Origin of the sequence: Streptomyces sp. NBC_00162 (assembly GCF_024611995.1) — a bacterium.
Lineage (GTDB): Bacteria > Actinomycetota > Actinomycetes > Streptomycetales > Streptomycetaceae > Streptomyces.
This window is the reverse complement of the sequence record NZ_CP102509.1, coordinates 2,388,801-2,404,838: the sequence shown is the minus strand read 5'-3', so window position 1 is coordinate 2,404,838 and position 16,038 is coordinate 2,388,801. Positions and strand designations below refer to the sequence as shown.

The 16,038-nt window shown below is 72.3% G+C and carries 18 protein-coding genes; 6 read left to right on the top strand and 12 right to left on the bottom strand.

Annotated elements, in window-relative coordinates; genetic code table 11:
• Nucleotides 1-143: 143 nt before the first annotated feature.
• From JIW86_RS11450 to JIW86_RS11410, 10 genes are all read right to left on the bottom strand, one after another.
• The gene (locus tag JIW86_RS11450; protein WP_215148034.1) at nucleotides 144-1,484 is read right to left on the bottom strand and encodes a sulfate adenylyltransferase subunit 1; all 1,341 of its coding nucleotides are present in this window, start codon (nucleotides 1,482-1,484) and stop codon (nucleotides 144-146) included.
• A 2-nt stretch (nucleotides 1,485-1,486) separates the two neighbouring features.
• On the bottom strand, nucleotides 1,487-2,422 hold the full coding sequence (gene cysD / locus JIW86_RS11445) for a sulfate adenylyltransferase subunit CysD (RefSeq protein WP_257553660.1): 936 nt from the start codon (nucleotides 2,420-2,422) through the stop codon (nucleotides 1,487-1,489).
• Entirely contained in the window at nucleotides 2,419-2,964 is a 546-nt protein-coding gene (gene cysC / locus JIW86_RS11440; RefSeq protein WP_215148038.1) for an adenylyl-sulfate kinase, read from the bottom strand. Before cysC ends, cysD begins: the two co-directional genes overlap by 4 nt.
• Nucleotides 2,965-2,999: 35 nt before the next feature.
• A complete protein-coding gene (locus tag JIW86_RS11435) occupies nucleotides 3,000-3,713 on the bottom strand; it encodes a phosphoadenylyl-sulfate reductase (protein WP_257553659.1) in 714 nt (237 codons plus the stop codon).
• Complete coding sequence (locus JIW86_RS11430; RefSeq protein WP_215148042.1) at nucleotides 3,710-3,889, bottom strand: hypothetical protein; 180 nt, start codon at nucleotides 3,887-3,889, stop codon at nucleotides 3,710-3,712. The genes JIW86_RS11435 and JIW86_RS11430 overlap by 4 nt, the downstream gene beginning before the upstream one ends.
• On the bottom strand, nucleotides 3,886-5,583 hold the full coding sequence (locus JIW86_RS11425) for a nitrite/sulfite reductase (protein ID WP_215148044.1): 1,698 nt from the start codon (nucleotides 5,581-5,583) through the stop codon (nucleotides 3,886-3,888). The genes JIW86_RS11430 and JIW86_RS11425 overlap by 4 nt, the downstream gene beginning before the upstream one ends.
• A gap of 227 nt (nucleotides 5,584-5,810) precedes the next feature.
• Nucleotides 5,811-5,894 carry a putative leader peptide gene (locus tag JIW86_RS41680; protein ID WP_310942095.1) on the bottom strand — a complete coding sequence of 28 codons (84 nt, stop codon included), beginning with the start codon at nucleotides 5,892-5,894 and terminating at the stop codon, nucleotides 5,811-5,813.
• Between the two features lie 142 nt (nucleotides 5,895-6,036).
• Nucleotides 6,037-6,600 carry a GNAT family N-acetyltransferase gene (locus JIW86_RS11420; protein ID WP_257553658.1) on the bottom strand — a complete coding sequence of 188 codons (564 nt, stop codon included), beginning with the start codon at nucleotides 6,598-6,600 and terminating at the stop codon, nucleotides 6,037-6,039.
• 5 nt (nucleotides 6,601-6,605) lie between these two features.
• Nucleotides 6,606-7,868 (bottom strand): GAF domain-containing protein, encoded by a 1,263-nt coding sequence (locus tag JIW86_RS11415; protein WP_257559290.1) that lies wholly within the window; start codon nucleotides 7,866-7,868, stop codon nucleotides 6,606-6,608.
• Between the two features lie 264 nt (nucleotides 7,869-8,132).
• Complete coding sequence (locus JIW86_RS11410) at nucleotides 8,133-9,782, bottom strand: acyl-CoA dehydrogenase family protein (RefSeq protein ID WP_257553657.1); 1,650 nt, start codon at nucleotides 9,780-9,782, stop codon at nucleotides 8,133-8,135.
• 17 nt (nucleotides 9,783-9,799) lie between these two features.
• Between JIW86_RS11410 and JIW86_RS11405 the strand changes: the two genes are divergently transcribed.
• Together JIW86_RS11405 and JIW86_RS11400 are read left to right on the top strand one after the other, a co-directional pair.
• Nucleotides 9,800-10,927, top strand: coding sequence for a YihY/virulence factor BrkB family protein (locus JIW86_RS11405; protein ID WP_215148050.1), 1,128 nt, complete (start codon nucleotides 9,800-9,802; stop codon nucleotides 10,925-10,927).
• A gap of 37 nt (nucleotides 10,928-10,964) precedes the next feature.
• A complete protein-coding gene (locus tag JIW86_RS11400) occupies nucleotides 10,965-11,699 on the top strand; it encodes a helix-turn-helix transcriptional regulator (protein ID WP_257553656.1) in 735 nt (244 codons plus the stop codon).
• Here the strand turns inward: JIW86_RS11400 and JIW86_RS11395 are convergent.
• Nucleotides 11,630-12,031 (bottom strand): VOC family protein, encoded by a 402-nt coding sequence (locus JIW86_RS11395; RefSeq protein WP_257553655.1) that lies wholly within the window; start codon nucleotides 12,029-12,031, stop codon nucleotides 11,630-11,632. The genes JIW86_RS11400 and JIW86_RS11395 overlap by 70 nt on opposite strands.
• A 9-nt stretch (nucleotides 12,032-12,040) precedes the next feature.
• The gene (locus JIW86_RS11390; protein WP_257553654.1) at nucleotides 12,041-12,526 is read right to left on the bottom strand and encodes a hypothetical protein; all 486 of its coding nucleotides are present in this window, start codon (nucleotides 12,524-12,526) and stop codon (nucleotides 12,041-12,043) included.
• Nucleotides 12,527-12,703: 177 nt separating this feature from the next.
• Between JIW86_RS11390 and JIW86_RS11385 the strand changes: the two genes are divergently transcribed.
• From JIW86_RS11385 to JIW86_RS11370, 4 genes are all read left to right on the top strand, one after another.
• Nucleotides 12,704-13,951: a sensor histidine kinase gene (locus tag JIW86_RS11385; RefSeq protein WP_257553652.1), complete on the top strand. Its 1,248-nt coding sequence runs from the start codon at nucleotides 12,704-12,706 to the stop codon at nucleotides 13,949-13,951.
• Entirely contained in the window at nucleotides 13,939-14,595 is a 657-nt protein-coding gene (locus JIW86_RS11380) for a response regulator transcription factor (RefSeq protein ID WP_257553651.1), read from the top strand. The genes JIW86_RS11385 and JIW86_RS11380 overlap by 13 nt, the downstream gene beginning before the upstream one ends.
• Nucleotides 14,592-15,410 carry a DUF4097 domain-containing protein gene (locus JIW86_RS11375; protein ID WP_257553650.1) on the top strand — a complete coding sequence of 273 codons (819 nt, stop codon included), beginning with the start codon at nucleotides 14,592-14,594 and terminating at the stop codon, nucleotides 15,408-15,410. Before JIW86_RS11380 ends, JIW86_RS11375 begins: the two co-directional genes overlap by 4 nt.
• Nucleotides 15,411-15,515: 105 nt before the next feature.
• Nucleotides 15,516-15,953: a carboxypeptidase regulatory-like domain-containing protein gene (locus JIW86_RS11370; RefSeq protein ID WP_257553649.1), complete on the top strand. Its 438-nt coding sequence runs from the start codon at nucleotides 15,516-15,518 to the stop codon at nucleotides 15,951-15,953.
• Nucleotides 15,954-16,038: the final 85 nt, after the last annotated feature.

Sequence of the window (16,038 nt, the reverse complement as noted above, 5' to 3'; positions counted from 1 at the left end):
CTCGTGGGGGGTGTGGGCGCGCATGCGGTGCGCGTACGTCATCGCGCACATCGCGCCACCCCTCCCTGGCCGCTGCCGAGGGCGCCGCTGCCTACGCGGCCGCCCTCCTTCGCGAAGGTGGAGTAGATGTCGAAGGGCATGGGCTAGAAGTCCCACCCTTCTTCGTCGGCCTGGACGGTGGTCTCGGCGGTGGAGGCGAAGGACTCGCCCGCCATGCCCGCGGCGAGGGTGGTTCCGTCGGCCGGGTCGATCAGCAGGAAGGACCCGGTGCGGCGCGAGTCGGCGTACGCGTCGAGCGCGAGCGGCTCGGCGGTACGGACGACCACGCGGCCGATGTCGTTGGCCACCAGCTGCCCGGGGTTCGGGTGCTGGGACAGGTCGTCGAGGGTCAGCCGCGAGGGGATCTCCTTGACGATCGCCTTGACCGTGCGCGTCGTGTGCTTGAGCAGCACCCGGGCGCCGACGGCCAGGGGCTGGTCCGCCACGTGGCAGACCGTCGCCTCGACGTCCTGCGTGGTGGCCGGGGCGCTCGCGGACGGCGCGATCAGGTCGCCGCGCGAGATGTCGATGTCGTCCTTGAGCCGCACGGTCACCGACTGCGGGGCCCAGGCGATGTCGACGCTCTCGCCGAGCGCGTCGATGCCCTCGATGACCGAGGTACGGCCGGACGGCAGGACGGTGACGGCCTCGCCGACCCGCAGCACGCCGGAGGCGATCTGGCCAGCGTAGCCCCGGTAGTCCGGGTGCTCGGCGGTCTGCGGACGGATCACGTACTGCACCGGGAAACGCGCCGGGCAGGCGGTGAGGTCGTGGCTGACCGGGACGGTCTCCAGGTGCTCCAGCACCGTCGGGCCGCCGTACCAGTCCATGTTCGCCGACACGTCCACCACGTTGTCCCCGGCCAGCGCCGAGATCGGGATCGCGGTGATCTCCGGGACGCCCAGGTCCGAGGCGTACGCGGTGAACTCCTCGGCGATCGCCGCGAAGACGGACTCCTGGTAGCCGACGAGGTCCATCTTGTTGACGGCCAGCACCACGTGCGGGACGCGCAGCAGGGCGGCGACGGCCGCGTGCCGGCGGGTCTGCTCGATCACGCCGTTGCGGGCGTCGACCAGGACCACGGCCAGGTCGGCGGTGGAGGCGCCGGTGACCATGTTCCGGGTGTACTGCACGTGCCCGGGGGTGTCGGCGAGGATGAACCGGCGGCGCGCGGTGGCGAAGTAGCGGTACGCGACGTCGATGGTGATGCCCTGCTCACGCTCGGCCCGCAGGCCGTCGGTGAGCAGCGCGAGGTCGGGGGCGTCCTGGCCGCGCTGGGCGGAGACGGCCTCGACGGCCTCCATCTGGTCGGTCAGTACCGACTTGGAGTCGTGCAGCAGCCGGCCCACCAGGGTGGACTTGCCGTCGTCGACGGAGCCGGCGGTCGCGAAGCGCAGCAGCGTGGTCGCCGACAGATCGGCGAACTGCTCGGTGGTGGAGGTCATTTCTAGAAGTACCCTTCGCGCTTGCGGTCTTCCATCGCGGCCTCGGACATCTTGTCGTCGGCGCGGGTGGCACCCCGCTCGGTGAGGCGGGAGACGGCGATCTCGGCGATCACGGCGTCCAGCGTGGCGGCGTCGGAGTCGACGGCGCCGGTGCAGGACATGTCACCGACGGTGCGGTAGCGGATGAGACGCGTCTCGGGCGTCTCGCCCTCCTTGGCGCCGCCCCACTCGCCGGCCGTCAGCCACATGCCGTTGCGCTGGAAGACCTCGCGCTCGTGGGCGAAGTAGATCTCCGGCAGCTCGATGCCCTCGCGGGAGATGTACTGCCAGACGTCCAGCTCGGTCCAGTTGGAGAGCGGGAAGACGCGCACGTGCTCGCCGGGCGCGTGGCGGCCGTTGTAGAGCTGCCACAGCTCGGGGCGCTGGCGGCGCGGGTCCCACTGGGAGAACTCGTCGCGCAGGCTGAACACCCGCTCCTTGGCGCGGGCCTTCTCCTCGTCGCGGCGGCCGCCGCCGAAGACGGCGTCGAACTTGAGGCTCTGGATCGCCTCGGTCAGCGGGACGGTCTGCAGCGGGTTGCGGGTGCCGTCCGGACGCTCGCGCAGCTTGCCCGCGTCGATGTAGTCCTGGACGGACGCGACGTGCAGGCGCAGACCGTGCTTCTCGACCGTGCGGTCGCGGTACTCCAGCACCTCGGGGAAGTTGTGCCCCGTGTCGACGTGCAGGAGGGTGAAGGGCACCGGCGCCGGCGCGAACGCCTTCAGCGCCAGGTGCAGCATGACGATGGAGTCCTTGCCGCCGGAGAACAGGATCACCGGCTTCTCGAACTCGCCCGCCACCTCGCGGAAGATGTGCACGGCCTCGGACTCGAGGGCGTCGAGGTGCGACAGCGCGTACGGCGCGTCGGTCTCTTCGTGCAGGTGGGCGACCGTGGTCATGCCAGACCCCTCTCGGTGAGCAGCGCGTGCAGGGCCGAAGCCGACTCCTGCACGGACTGCGTGTGCGACTCGATACGGAGGTCCGGGGACTCCGGTGCCTCGTACGGGTCGTCGACCCCGGTCAGACCGGAGATCTCGCCCGCCGCCTGCTTGGCGTACAGGCCCTTCACGTCACGCTCGGAGCAGACCTCGACCGGGGTGGCCACGTGGACCTCCAGGTACGAGGTGCCCTCGGCGGCGTGCCGCTTGCGGACGGCCTCACGGCTGTCCGCGAACGGCGCGATCACCGGTACCAGCGCCTTGACGCCGTTGCTCGCGAGGAGCTCGGCGACGAAGCCGATCCGCTGCACGTTGGTGTGCCGGTCCTCGCGGCTGAAGCCGAGGCCGGCGGAGAGGAACTCGCGGATCTCGTCCCCGTCGAGCACCTCCACGCGGTGGCCCTCGGCGCGCAGCCGCTCGGCCAGCGCGTAGGCGATCGTGGTCTTGCCCGCGCTCGGCAGCCCGGTCAGCCACACGGTGGCGCCCTGGTCGCTCACGCTCATCTGCTCTGTCTCCGTAAGTTCTTCGGTGCTCGTCATCAGCCGTGCAGTCCGCACTCGGTCTTGCCCCGGCCGGCCCATCGGCCGGCGCGGGCGTCCTCGCCCTCCGCGACACGCCTCGTGCACGGAGCGCAGCCGACGGAGGCGTAACCGTCCATCAGCAGCGGGTTGGTGAGCACGCCGTGCTCGGCGACGTACGCGTCCACCTCGTCCTGGGTCCAGCGGGCGATCGGCGAGATCTTGACCTTCTGCCGCTTCTCGTCCCAGCCGACCACCGGGGTGTTCGCCCGGGTCGGGGACTCGTCGCGGCGCAGGCCCGTCGCCCACGCGTCGTACGCGGTCAGACCCTCTTCGAGGGGCTTGACCTTGCGCAGGGCGCAGCACAGGTCGGGGTCGCGGTCGTGCAGCTTCGGTCCGTACTCCGCGTCCTGCTCGGCCACCGTCTGCCGCGGGGTGAGCGTGATGACGTTGACGTCCATCACCGCGTCGACCGCGTCGCGGGTGCCGATGGTCTCCTCGAAGTGGTAGCCCGTGTCGAGGAAGACCACGTCCACGCCGGGGAAGGCGCGGGAGGCCAGGTGGGCGACGACCGCGTCCTCCATGGAGGAGGTCACGGCGAACTTCTTCCCGAAGGTCTCGGCCGCCCAGGTGAGGATCTCCAGCGCGGAGGCGTCCTCGAGGTCGCGGCCCGCCTGCTCGGCCACGCTCTTGAGAGTCACGGCTTTGAGATCCGCGTCTTGAGTGGTGGTCATATCTCGTCCCCTCCAGCGGCGTTGGACTGAAGACCCCGGGCCAGCAGCCCGAGGTACTTCAGCTGGAAGGCTCGGTTGCAGGCCCTGCATTCCCAGGCGCCGTGGCCCGTCTCGTGGGGAAACAGGTCCTCGTCGCCGCAGTACGGGCAGTAGAACGGTGCGGCGCGCTCGCTCACGAGAGGTCCTCGTCCTTCGCACGGGTCACCCAGGCGGCGAAGCGCTCGCCGTCCTCGCGCTGGTTCTCAAAGCGCGTGACGACCCGCTCGACGTAGTCGGGCAGACCGGCCGAGGTGACCTTGAGGCCGCGGACCTTGCGGCCGAAGCCGGCCTCCAGGCCGAGGGCGCCGCCCAGGTGGACCTGGTAGCCCTCCACCTGGTTGCCGTCGTCGTCCAGGACCAGCTGGCCCTTGAGACCGATGTCCGCCACCTGGATACGGGCGCAGGCGTTCGGGCAGCCGTTGATGTTGATGGTCAGCGGCTCGGCGAAGTCCGGCAGGCGGCGCTCCAGCTCGTCGATCAGCGAGGCGCCGCGCGCCTTGGTCTCGACGATGGCCAGCTTGCAGAACTCGATGCCGGTGCAGGCCATCGTGCCGCGGCGGAACGGGGACGGCTTGACCCGCAGGTCGAGCGCCTCCAGGGCCGAGACCACCGAGTCGACCTGGTCGGCCTCGATGTCGAGGACGATCATCTTCTGCTCGGCGGTGGTGCGCAGCCGGCCGGAGCCGTGCCGCTCGGCGACGTCCGCGATCTTGGTCAGGGTGGCGCCGTCGACGCGGCCGACGCGGGGCGCGAAGCCGACGTAGAACTTGCCGTCCTGCTGCTGGTGGACACCCACGTGGTCGCGCCACTGGCCGGAGGGCTGCTCGGGCGCGGGGCCGTCGGTGAGCTTCCGCTTCAGGTACTCGTCCTCCAGGACCTGGCGGAACTTGGCCGGGCCCCAGTCGGCGACGAGGAACTTCAGGCGGGCGCGGGTGCGCAGCCGGCGGTAGCCGTAGTCGCGGAAGATCGAGATGACGCCCTCGTAGACGTCCGGGACCTCGTCGAGCGAGACCCAAGTGCCCAGGCGGACGCCCAGCTTGGGGTTGGTGGAGAGGCCGCCGCCGACCCAGACGTCGAAGCCGGGGCCGTGCTCGGGGTGGTTGACCCCGACGAAAGCGATGTCGTTGATCTCGTGCGCCACGTCGAGCAGCGGCGAGCCGGAGATCGCGGACTTGAACTTGCGCGGCAGGTTGGAGAAGTCCTTGTTGCCCACGATGCGGCGGTAGATCTCGTCGATGGCGGGGGTGCCGTCGATGATCTCGTCCTGCGCGATGCCGGCGACGGGCGAGCCGAGGATGACGCGGGGCGTGTCACCGCAGGCCTCGGTGGTGGACAGCCCGACGGCCTCGAGGCGGCGCCAGATCTCCGGGACGTCCTCGATCCGGATCCAGTGGTACTGCACGTTCTGGCGGTCGGTGAGGTCCGCCGTGCCGCGGGCGAACTCCTGGGAGATCTCGCCGATGACGCGCAGCTGCTCGGTGGTCAGCCGGCCGCCGTCGATGCGCACGCGCAGCATGAAGTACTTGTCGTCCAGCTCCTCCGGCTCCAGGATCGCGGTCTTGCCGCCGTCGATCCCGGGCTTGCGCTGGGTGTAGAGGCCCCACCAGCGCATGCGGCCGCGCAGGTCGTTGGGGTCGATCGAGTCGAAGCCCGTCTTGGAGTAGATCGTCTCAATGCGTGTCCGCACGTTGAGACCGTCGTCGTCCTTCTTGAACTGCTCGTTGCCGTTGAGGGGCGTGTGGTGTCCGACGGCCCACTGACCCTCACCGCGGTGACGGCCTGTCTTGCGGCGCGCGGCGGCGGCTGCGGGCGTTTCGGGAGTGGCGGCCATGGCGGTACGTCCTTCGTCGGCGGCTCAGGGCAGGAGCGGGGAGCAGGGGGGAGCGGTGGCGCGCGCCCCCGTCACGTCGGCGTCGCTGAGCGGGTGTGGCTGATCACCGCCGTTGCCGGGGTTGCCGGCGGGCAGGGCGGTATTCGGCCTTCAGGGGGCTGGGCTGATCGCCACGTCCACGGCGACGATGCCGGGATTGCGACGATGTGCGGCGGTTGCTGGTTCCGTCAGCACGCCGGACAGATGGCGCTGGACATGCGGCCGAGGTCGACGTGCCGCCGACTCACCAAGGCAATTCCAGCTCCATTCATGGCGGAAGCGTGTCATGTGCCGATTGGAGGAGTCCACTACTGTCCACAATCCGGACGAAGTCGTCTCGCATCGTGGTACGCGGTGATCGGGGTCACTCCCGTGCGCGCGTGGCCGGATTGGGCTCATCCCGCTCCGGAGGGGCTACGCCCCCGGCCAGGGGCCCGGGGTCGGAGTGTCCTCCTTGGATTCCGTTTCCGTCTCGAAGAGCTTGAAGCCGCGCCGCAGGTAGTTGTCCATCGCCGTCGGGCCGTCCTGGCTGCACGTGTGGAGCCAGACGCGCCGCGTCGGCTCGCGGTCCGGCCAACGGGTCCCGAGGTCCCACGCGCGGGCCACACCCACCGACAGCAGGTGCCCCCCGATGCGCCGCCCCCGGAAGTCCGGCAGCAGGCCGAAGTAGATGATCTCGACCACGCCGTCGTCCTGGGCGTCGAACTCCACGTACCCCGCCGGCGTACCGCGGTCGTACGCCACCCACGTCTCCACGCCCGGCCGCCCCAGCTGCTCCACCCACTGGTCGCGGGTCAGGGACAGCCGGTCCGTCCAGTGGATGTCACCGCCCACGGAGGCGTACAGGAAGCGGCTGAACTCGGGAGAGGGGACCTCCGCCCGGACGATGGTGATCTCCGGGCCCGGCGCGGTCGCGGGTATCAGGTCCGCCGGCGAGGTCATTTCCAGGGACCAGGTGGTGAGGGTGATGGTGCTCATGCAGGTCAGGGAATCACGTCCGGCCCCCTGCGGCCCAGGCGGGCCCGGATCACCGCGGGCGCGGTGGAGTGGGGGAGGAGCGCGGCCGGGTCCTGGGGGCGGATCACCTCCACCTCCACGTCCTGCGTGAACCGGTACGGCCGGTGGGTCAGCACGCCCGCGAGGTTGCGGCGTACCCGGGACATCTCCGCGCGGACCGTCACCGTGCGTGTCGGGTCACCGAACAGCTCCCCGGACAGCTCCGCCGCCGAGCGCCCCCGCGGGCTCTCCGCCAGCAGGAACAGCAGCTCCGCGTGGCGCGGGCTCAGCTCCTGCGACCAGCTCCCGGCGGCCCCGTACACCGTCGCCGACCAGGACCCCGCCCGGCTGAGGTCGAGCACCACCCGGGTCACCCCGGTGCTCGTACGGTCCTGCGCGATCCGCAGCAGCCAGCCGCCGGGCAGCGGCTCCACCGCGCAGTCGCCGAGCTGCGGCACCCACACCCGCCCCGGCCCGAAGGACTTCGGCAGCGGGACGCGGTCCACGGGGGCCAGGCCCGTCACGGCCGCCGTCCAGCCGTTCGGGTCCACGGCGAGGGCCCGCCCCGGCAGCCGGGCCAGCAGCGGGGCCGCCACCGCCCGCAGCCGCTCCAGCGACTCCAGGTGCCGTACGCGCAGCTCCCGCTCCGCGAGCCGGGCCACCGAGCTCACCCAGGCCAGGGTCGCCGGGTGCATGGTGGCCAGCGGGCCGCTCACGTCGACCACGCCCAGCAGCCGCCCGTCGCGCGGATCCCGTACGGGCGCGCCCGCGCAGGTCCAGTCGTGGTGGCTGGAGACGAAGTGCTCCGCCGAGAACACCTGGACCGGCCGCCGGGTCACCAGGGCCGTGCCCACCCCGTTCGTGCCGACCACGCCCTCGTCCCAGTCGGCCCCCACCGCGAAGCCGAGCCGGTCAGCCTTGCGCAGGATGGAGGAGTGGCCCTCCCGCCACAGCAGCCGCCCCTCCGCGTCGGCCACGACCATGATGTGCAGGGCCTCGTCCAGGGCCGGCAGCAGCCCCTCCCGGAGCACCGGGAGGATCTCCCGCAGCGGTGAGACGTGCCGCCGCTCCTCGGTCTCGGCGGCCGACAGCATCCGCGAGCGCGCGTCCCGGTCCGGGTGCACCCCGCCCGCCAGCATCCGGCGCCAGGACTCGGCGATCTCCGGGCGCGGCGCGGCCGGGGGACGGTCCCCGGCCAGCGCCGCCGCCCGTACGCCCTTGAGCAGACGCGCGGCCTCCCGTGCGTCCATGGCCGAGATGCGGGCCACATCGACCGTGCTGCCTGTGGTGTCGGCCACCGGAACCTCCCCGTGCGAACAGGACGACTCAAAGGTTGCAACGGTATGCAACTCTCGCCAAGTCCCGGTCACCCGACCGAAACTGTCCGGACGCCGCTCAGCGGCGTGACAGCTCCTCCTCGGGGCTTCTGGGATCAGGGGTGGTGCCGAGTCGGCGCGGCGCCACTCCTGTTCCCGGTCGACGGGCCCGGATCCCGGCTCGGAGCGGTTTGGGGACTACTCCCCGCCCGTGATCCGCGCCCGTTCCACTACGGCGCCCAGGTCGAGGCTGTGCGGCAGCGTGCCGAAGGCCGCTCCCCAGTCGCCTCCCAGCCGCGAGGCACAGAACGCGTCCGCCACCTCCGGCGGGGCCCACCGCACCAGCAGCGACCCCTGGAGCACCAGGGCCATGCGCTCGACCACCCGGCGGGCCCGGGCCTCGATGCCCTCCAGGTCGGCGAGCTCGGTCAGCAGGTCCTTGATGGCCGAATCCAGCCGGTGGTCCGCGCCCCGGGCCTGGCCGACCTCCTGGAGGAAGGCGTTCAGCGCCTGCGGTTCCCGCTGCAGGGCGCGCAGCACGTCCAGGGCCTGGACGTTGCCCGAGCCCTCCCAGATGGAGTTCAGCGGGGATTCGCGCAGCAGTCTCGGCAGTCCGGACTCCTCGACGTAGCCGTTGCCGCCCAGACACTCCAGGGCCTCCGCGACCATCGGCGTACAGCGCTTGGTCACCCAGTATTTGGCGGCGGGCACGGCGAGGCGCAGGAAGGCCTTCTCCTGGTCGGTCCCGGCGTCGTAGGCGGCCGCGAGCCGCAGGGTCAGGGTGGTCGCCGCCTCCGATTCCAGGGCGAGGTCGGCGAGGACGTTGCGCATCAGCGGCTGGTCGATGAGCGGTGCTCCGAAAGCAGAGCGGTGCTCCGCATGGTGAGCGGCCTGCGTCAGGGCCTGCCGCATCAGCGAGGCCGAGCCGATGACACAGTCCAGCCGGGTCGCCGCGACCATCTCGATGATGGTCCGCACCCCCCGGCCCTCCTCGCCCACCCGCCGCGCCCAGGTCCCGTCGAACTCCACCTCGCTCGACGCGTTCGACCGGTTGCCCAGCTTGTCCTTCAGCCGCTGGATCGCGAAGACGTTGCGCGTGCCGTCCGGCAGCACCCGCGGCACCAGGAAGCAGGTCAGCCCTCCCGGAGCCTGCGCCAGCACCAGGAACCCGTCGGACATCGGCGCCGAGCAGAACCACTTGTGCCCGGTCAGCACGTACTCGCCCGAAGCGTCCAGCGGCACCGCGGCCGTCGTGTTCGCCCGTACGTCGCTGCCGCCCTGCTTCTCCGTCATCCCCATGCCGAAGAGCACGCCGCTCTTCTGCGCGGCCGGCGCCAGCCCCTCCTCGTACACGTGCGAGGTCAGCCGCGGCTCCCACTCGGCGGCCAGCCCGGGATCGGCCCGCAGCGCCGGCACGGCGGCGTGCGTCATCGAGACCGGGCAGCCGTGCCCGGCCTCGGCCTGGGACCACACGAAGAACCCGGCGGCGCGCCGCAGGTGCCCGGCCGGCCGGCCCCAGGCGTCGGTGAGCCCGGAGGACACGGCCTTCCCGAGCAGCCGGTGCCAGGCGGGATGGAACTCCACCTCGTCGATCCGGTTCCCGTACCGGTCGTGCGTCCGCAACTTGGGTGGATTCTCGTTCGCCAGCCGGCCCCACTCCTGGGCCTGCGCGGAACCGGCGGCGCGGCCGAGGAGGGTGAGCTCCTCCCGCACCTCGCCGAGGAGTTCGGGGTCCGCGGAGGCGAGATGCCGCTCCACGCCCTCGGTGAGGGCCCGGTCGCCCCCGTAGACGTCGTGGCCCACGAGGGGCGGGGCCTGGTTGGTGACTGTGTGGGTGGTGGCTGCCATGCGGATACCGTAAGGACGTGCAGCCAGCAAAAGAAACACCCGAGCGGATCCTCGGACGCCATGGACGGCTCCACCGGGCCCGCGCCCTCTACCGCAACGTCTCGAAGCGGAAGATGGGCTGGCTGCTCCTGAAGGACACCGTCAACTCGTGCATCGAGTACCGGATCCTCGGCCTCGCCGCCGAGGCGGCCTTCTTCACCCTGCTCTCGCTTCCCCCGCTCTTCCTCGGCCTGCTGGGCCTCCTCGGCTACGTGGACGGCTGGACGGGCACGACGACGGTGGCCAGCATCGAGGAGAACATCCTGGGGGCGGTCGGCACGATCCTGTCCGACCGGGGCGTCAACGAGATCGCCAGGCCGATGCTGGACGACGTGACGGGCCGCGGCCGCCCCGACCTGATCTCGCTCGGTTTCGCCTTCGCCCTGTGGTCGGGCTCGCGCGCGGTGAACGTCTTCATCGACACCATCACCGTGATGTACGGGCTCGACGGGCAGCGCGGCATCGTCAAGACCCGGCTGCTGGCCTTCCTGCTGTACGTCATCGCGCTGGTCATCGGCGCGGTCGTGCTGCCGCTGATGGTGGTCGGACCCGACGCGGTGGTCCGGCTGGTGCCCTGGGGCACCAGCGTGATCGCGGTGCTGTACTGGCCGACCGTCACCCTGCTGTCCATCGTCTTCCTGACCACGCTGTACCACGTGTCCGTGCCCGTGCGCTCGCCGTGGATCGAGGACGTGCCGGGCGCGCTGGTGGCCCTCGCGATGTGGGTGCTGGGCTCGTTCCTGCTGCGGATCTACCTCACCAACACCGTGGAGGGGCCGACGATCTACGGCTCGCTGGCGGCGCCGGTGGCCGTGCTGCTGTGGATCGGCATCTCGGCCTTCGCGGTCCTCGTCGGGGCCGCCGTCAACGCGGCGATCGACCGGGTCTGGCCCTCGGTGGCCACCGCGGCGGCGCGCGAGGCGAACGAGCGGGTCCGCGAGGCGGAGGCCGCCCAGCTGATCGCACGGGCGGCGGCCTGGCGGGCGATGGCGGAGGGCGAGTCGGAGGACGACGAGGACGACGAGGGGATGCCGTCCGAGTTCCCCGAGCGCTGGTCGAAGTTCCTGCCGCCGGAGGACTACAGCTCGCGGCTGCGCAAGCACTGACCCGCGCCCGGCGGGGCCCCGGCACTAGCCTGGAAGCGTGTACGAGGAGACGCGGTCCGCGGTCGTGCCCGGAGCCGTGCTGTGGCGCGCCGAAGGCCCCGGCCAGGTGGTCCTGCCCGACGGGTGCATGGACCTGATGTGGGTCGAGGGCCGGCTGCTGGTGGCCGGGGCGGACACCGGGCCGCATCCCGCCGGGGAGGTCGCGGGCGGGGCCTTCGCCGGGATCAGGTTCGCGCCCGGCACCGCGCCCGCGCTGCTCGGCGTACCGGCGCACCGGCTGCGGGACCGCCGCGTCGCCCTGGACGACCTGTGGCCCGCCGGGGAGGTACGCCGCCTCGCCGGGCGGGTGGCCTCGTACGGGAACCCGTGCGCCGGGCTGGAGGCGCTGGCCGCCCGTCGCGCCGCCGAGGCCGGGCCGCCGGACCCCCTCGTCGCCGAGGTCGTGGCCCTGCTCCGGGCGGGCCGGCCGGTGGCCCGGATCGCCGCCGCCGTCGGCCTCGGGGAACGGCAGCTGCGCCGGCGCTCCCTGGACGCCTTCGGGTACGGGCCCCGGACGCTGGGCCGGGTGCTCCGGCTGCGCAGCGCCCTCGAGCTGGCCCGGGCGGGCATGCCCTACGCCGAGGTCGCCTGCGTTGCCGGGTACGCCGACCAGGCCCATCTGGCCCGCGAGGTACGCGCGTTGGCCGGGACCACGCTCGGCGCCTACGTCGCAGGCGCCGACGGGGCGAACAGCGAGACGCCGCAGCCGTCCGGGTCGAGGACCACGGCATAGCGCTGGCCCCAGAAGGCGTCCCAGGGCTTCAGGTGCCCGGGGGCCCCGGCGGCGGTCAGCTCGGCGTACAGGGCGTCCACCTCGGCGGGGGAGTCGCACAGGAAGGCCAGCTCGCGGCGGCTGTCACCGGTGGGCCGGGTCCAGGACGGGTCGAAGGAACGGATGGTCTCCTCCGTGTCCCAGCCGATCCGCAGGCCGCCGGGCGCGGTGCCTTCGACGTGCGGCTGGTCATCGGCGCCGGCCGGTACGTCCAGCCCCAGCCGGCGGTAGAAGGCGAGCGAGGCGGCCATGTCGGAGACGACCAGGCCGATCATGTCGAGTCGTGGAGTCATGCCCGCAGGCTAGGCCGGACCCGAGCCGGCCGTCTTGAACGAAACGGACACGCCCCGGGCGGTGCGTGCGGCGACCACGGCCAGCGCCGCCGCCAGCGGCAGCTCCGCTCCCACCGCCAGCAGCAGCGCCATCCCCTGACCGTCGCTCCCGGCCGAGGTGGTGACGTCGAACCAGGCGTCCATCAAGAGCAGTGCCGCAGTCGCCGCGGCCACCGGGGACACCAGGGGGCTGCGTTTGCGCAGCAGCATCCCCGTCCCGGTCAACCCGGCGGCCAGCATCAGGTCCAGGCCGATCCACGCGGTCGACCAGTGGGAGACCTCGGTGGTCTGCGGCACGGTCTTCGCCAGCACCAGCACCCACGGCACCAGCGCCACCCCGGCTCCCGTGAACACCGTGGCGAGCCGGGGCGTACGCGGGCCGTCGATGAGCCGGCGGGTACGGAACTGACGGGTGCGGAACTGACGGGTACGGAACTGCGGGGCGACAAGTGCCATGGCCGCGGGTCTCCTTCCGGCCCGGCGGACCGTCCCCCGGGCACCCCCTCAGCCTCGTCCGCGGAGCCTTCGCGATCAGTAGCCCCACTGTCCGAACCGGGGGTGGCACCAGCTACACCCCCGACCGGGCGCCAGCGTGATCGCAGCCCTCCGACCAGTGCGATTAACGTACGGGGCATGGCACTTCGCGGCGCGCTGAGGCGTTCGTACACCTGGACCACGGAGCACGCACCGTGGTCGGCGTGGGCCCGGCGCAACACCGCCTTCACGGCGGCCGCGATCCCGGCCGCGCTGCCCGTCCTCCTCGGGCTGGCCTACGCGGGCGTGTCGCCCGGGCGCAGCCCCGTCCCGCTGCTCCTGCTGTTCGCCCTCAGCCCGCTGCTCACCGCGCTCCAGCGCAGCCGCTTCTGGTCCCTGCTCGGTCTGGACGTGCCGGAGGTCGTGCGCAAGGAGCGCTGGTGGAGCCCGCGCGGGCTGCTCGAACGGGTGCGCTCCGAGGCGACCTGGCGCCAGTACGGCTACCACCTCCTCGTCAGCCCGCTCGCCGCCGCGGCCGGGGCGCTGGTGGTGCTCGCCTGGGTCCTCGGCGCGGCCGGCGCCGCCGTGTACGCGTGGGGCTGGACCCTGCCGTCCTCCGACCTGCACCTCGAATACGACGTGATCACCGTCGGCGGCGGCCTCCTCCTGCTCTCCGCGCCCTGGCTCGCCGCGCTCACCACCCGCCTCGACGCCTTCGCCGCGGCCGCGCTCCTCGGACCCAACCGCTCCCGCGAGCTGGCGCGCCGCGTCGAGGACCTCGCCGAGAGCCGGGCCGGCATCCTGGACGCGGCCGACCTCGAACGCCGCAGGATCGAGCGGGACTTGCACGACGGGGCCCAGCAACGCCTCGTCGCGCTCGCCATGAACCTCGGCATCGCCCGCGCCACCCTGACCGACCTGCCGCCCGAGGTCAAGGCCGTCATCGACGAGGCCCACCGCGAGGCGAAGGAGGCCATCGAGGAGCTCAACAACCTCGTACGCGGCCTGCACCCGGCCGTACTGGAGGACCGCGGGCTCGACGCGGCGCTCTCCGGGATCGCCGCCCGGGCCCCGTTCCCCGTCGAGCTGGCCGTGGACATCGCAACCAGGCCGGGGGCCACCATCGAGGCCGTCGCCTACTTCGTGGTGTCCGAGACCCTGGCCAACGTCGCCAAACACGCCCGGGCCGACCGCTGCCGCGTCCGGGTCGAGCGCGTCCCCGGCCGGCGGGGGGACCTGCTGCGCCTCACCGTCACCGATGACGGGGTCGGCGGAGCGGACCCGGCCCGCGGCACCGGACTGGTCGGCCTGCGCAAGCGCGTAGGGTCGGTCGACGGAACCATCATGATCACCAGCCCTCTCGGGGGCCCGACCGTCATCACCGTGGAGCTGCCGTGCGGGCTGTGATCGCCGAGGACTCCGTCCTGCTGCGCATAGGACTCGTCAAAGTCCTCGAAATGGCCGGATTCGAGGTGGCCGCCGAGACCGGCGACGCCGAGGGTCTGCTCGCCGCCGTCGAGGAACACCGCCCGGAGCTCGCGCTCGTCGACGTACGGATGCCGCCCGGCTTCACCGACGAGGGCGTTCGGGCGGCCCTGATGATCCGCCGGCAGTACCCGGACACGGCGGTGCTGCTGCTGTCCCAGTACGTGGAGGAGCGCTACGCCGCCGACCTGCTGGCCACCCGCAGCGGGGCCGGCATCGGCTACCTGCTCAAGCAACGGGTCGCCGATGTCGAGGAGTTCGTGGACGCCCTGCGGCGCGTCGCCGCGGGCGGGACCGCGCTCGACCCCCAGGTCGTCGCCCAGCTCCTGCTGCGCCGCGGCGGGGGACCGGACCCGCTGGAGCGCCTCACCCCGCGCGAGCGGGAGGTACTGGCCCTGATGGCGGAAGGCCGCTCCAACGCGGGGATCGCCGCCGAACTCGTCGTCAGCGAGAGCGCGGTGGCCAAACACATCAACAACATCTTCGCCAAGCTCGACCTGCCCCCGGCCGACGGCGACCACCGCCGGGTCCTCGCGGTGCTCCGCTTCCTGGACGGCACACCGTGACGGGCGCCGACGGGGACGGACCCCGACGCGGGCACCGCCGTGCCTGGATCACCGCCGCGGTACTCGGCGCGCTGCTCGTCGTCGCCCCGGTCGCCTGGCAGGCGTGGTCGTACGGGACCGTCCGGAACGCCACCCTGCTCGGTGGCAGCGAGGGCCGCCGGGTGACCGCGCTGGAGATCGTGGGCGGCAGCGCGAACGTGACCGTCACCCCCCGCGCCGACCAAGAGGTCGGCTACCGCGCCGCGATCAGCTGGTCGCTCAAGGCGCCCACCATCGAGGAGAGCTGGCTGGGCGACACCCTGAGGCTGACCCCGCACTGCCCCGGCGAGGGCTCCTGGACGGCCGCCGGGGCCGGCTGTTCGGTCCAGCTGGGGGTGACCGTACCCGCGGACATCCCCGTGAAGGTGACGGCCGGGTCCGGCCGGGTCTCCCTCAGCGGCCTGGGCGGCGCCGTCGACGCGGAAACCGACTCGGGCCGGATCGAGATCGCCGGGCTGCGCGGGGCCCTGCGGGCGAAGGTGGGCTCCGGAAGCCTGCTGGCCACCGGCCTCGCCTCACCCCACGCCGACGTCCGGGTCGGATCCGGCCGCGCCGACGCGGCCTTCGCCACCCCGCCCGACCAGGTGACCGCCCGGGTCGCCTCCGGCCGCCTCGCCCTCACCGTGCCCCCGGCCGCCCGCTTCCGGGTCCGCTGCGCGACCGGCAGCGGCCGCTGCGAGGTCCCGGACGCCCTGCGCGACGCCGGCTCCCCCCGCACCCTGGACATCGAATCGGGCGTCGGCCGCGCCGAGGCCTCGTACCCGGCCGGACCCTAGGAACCGGTCCGACTGGCGGCGGCGGTGGGGCCCGGACAGACTGGATTGCAGGGGTGGTCTCCAGCGGTATTTTCCGACCGGGAGGAGACCCGGATGTTCGGGCAAGTGCGAGCAGTTTCCGACAAGAGTCCGATCTTCATGATCAAGGTCAGCGTCTATAACAGTGACCTCTCGGAGATCGATCACGTCTTCACCGACGAAGAGGGCCGGTACAGCGTGGCGATCGCCGCAGGTGAAACGGTCACCGTGCGGTTCGACACGCACCACTCCCTCACCAATGCCAGGGACTGGCAGCCGTCGGTGGTCGCGAACGTGATCACCAGTGACGAGACCCCCCTGGACCGCAGTCTGCTGCCCACGGGTCAGGACTTCGGCGCGGCGGGGAACATGGACGCGCTGAACGGCTATGTGATCGCCGCGGCCGTGCACGAGGTCGAGGAGTACGCCCCTACGGCGGCGTACCGCCTCTCGATGCTCAAGCAGCACAGCAACGTGCTCAATATCCTCCAGCTACGGCTCCTGGACCACTTCGAACCGGACTAGCGCGGAGAAAAGAAATGGCGCGCGCGTGAGGGCACTTGTTACGTTGGATGCGTTCCGCCGGTCTGCGGAACCGTCAGTACGTGCA

Coding starts and splice junctions, on each gene's coding strand:
- JIW86_RS11450 (WP_215148034.1), bottom strand. CDS start 1,484: ATGACCTCCACCACCGAGCAGTTCGCCGATCTGTCGGCGACCACGCTG.
- JIW86_RS11395 (WP_257553655.1), bottom strand. CDS start 12,031: ATGACTCCACGACTCGACATGATCGGCCTGGTCGTCTCCGACATGGCC.
- JIW86_RS11410 (WP_257553657.1), bottom strand. CDS start 9,782: ATGGCAGCCACCACCCACACAGTCACCAACCAGGCCCCGCCCCTCGTG.
- JIW86_RS11385 (WP_257553652.1), top strand. CDS start 12,704: ATGGCACTTCGCGGCGCGCTGAGGCGTTCGTACACCTGGACCACGGAG.
- JIW86_RS11420 (WP_257553658.1), bottom strand. CDS start 6,600: ATGAGCACCATCACCCTCACCACCTGGTCCCTGGAAATGACCTCGCCG.
- JIW86_RS11390 (WP_257553654.1), bottom strand. CDS start 12,526: ATGGCACTTGTCGCCCCGCAGTTCCGTACCCGTCAGTTCCGCACCCGT.
- cysD (WP_257553660.1), bottom strand. CDS start 2,422: ATGACCACGGTCGCCCACCTGCACGAAGAGACCGACGCGCCGTACGCG.
- cysC (WP_215148038.1), bottom strand. CDS start 2,964: ATGAGCGTGAGCGACCAGGGCGCCACCGTGTGGCTGACCGGGCTGCCG.
- JIW86_RS41680 (WP_310942095.1), bottom strand. CDS start 5,894: ATGAATGGAGCTGGAATTGCCTTGGTGAGTCGGCGGCACGTCGACCTC.
- JIW86_RS11435 (WP_257553659.1), bottom strand. CDS start 3,713: ATGACCACCACTCAAGACGCGGATCTCAAAGCCGTGACTCTCAAGAGC.
- JIW86_RS11415 (WP_257559290.1), bottom strand. CDS start 7,868: ATGGACGCACGGGAGGCCGCGCGTCTGCTCAAGGGCGTACGGGCGGCG.
- JIW86_RS11425 (WP_215148044.1), bottom strand. CDS start 5,583: ATGGCCGCCACTCCCGAAACGCCCGCAGCCGCCGCCGCGCGCCGCAAG.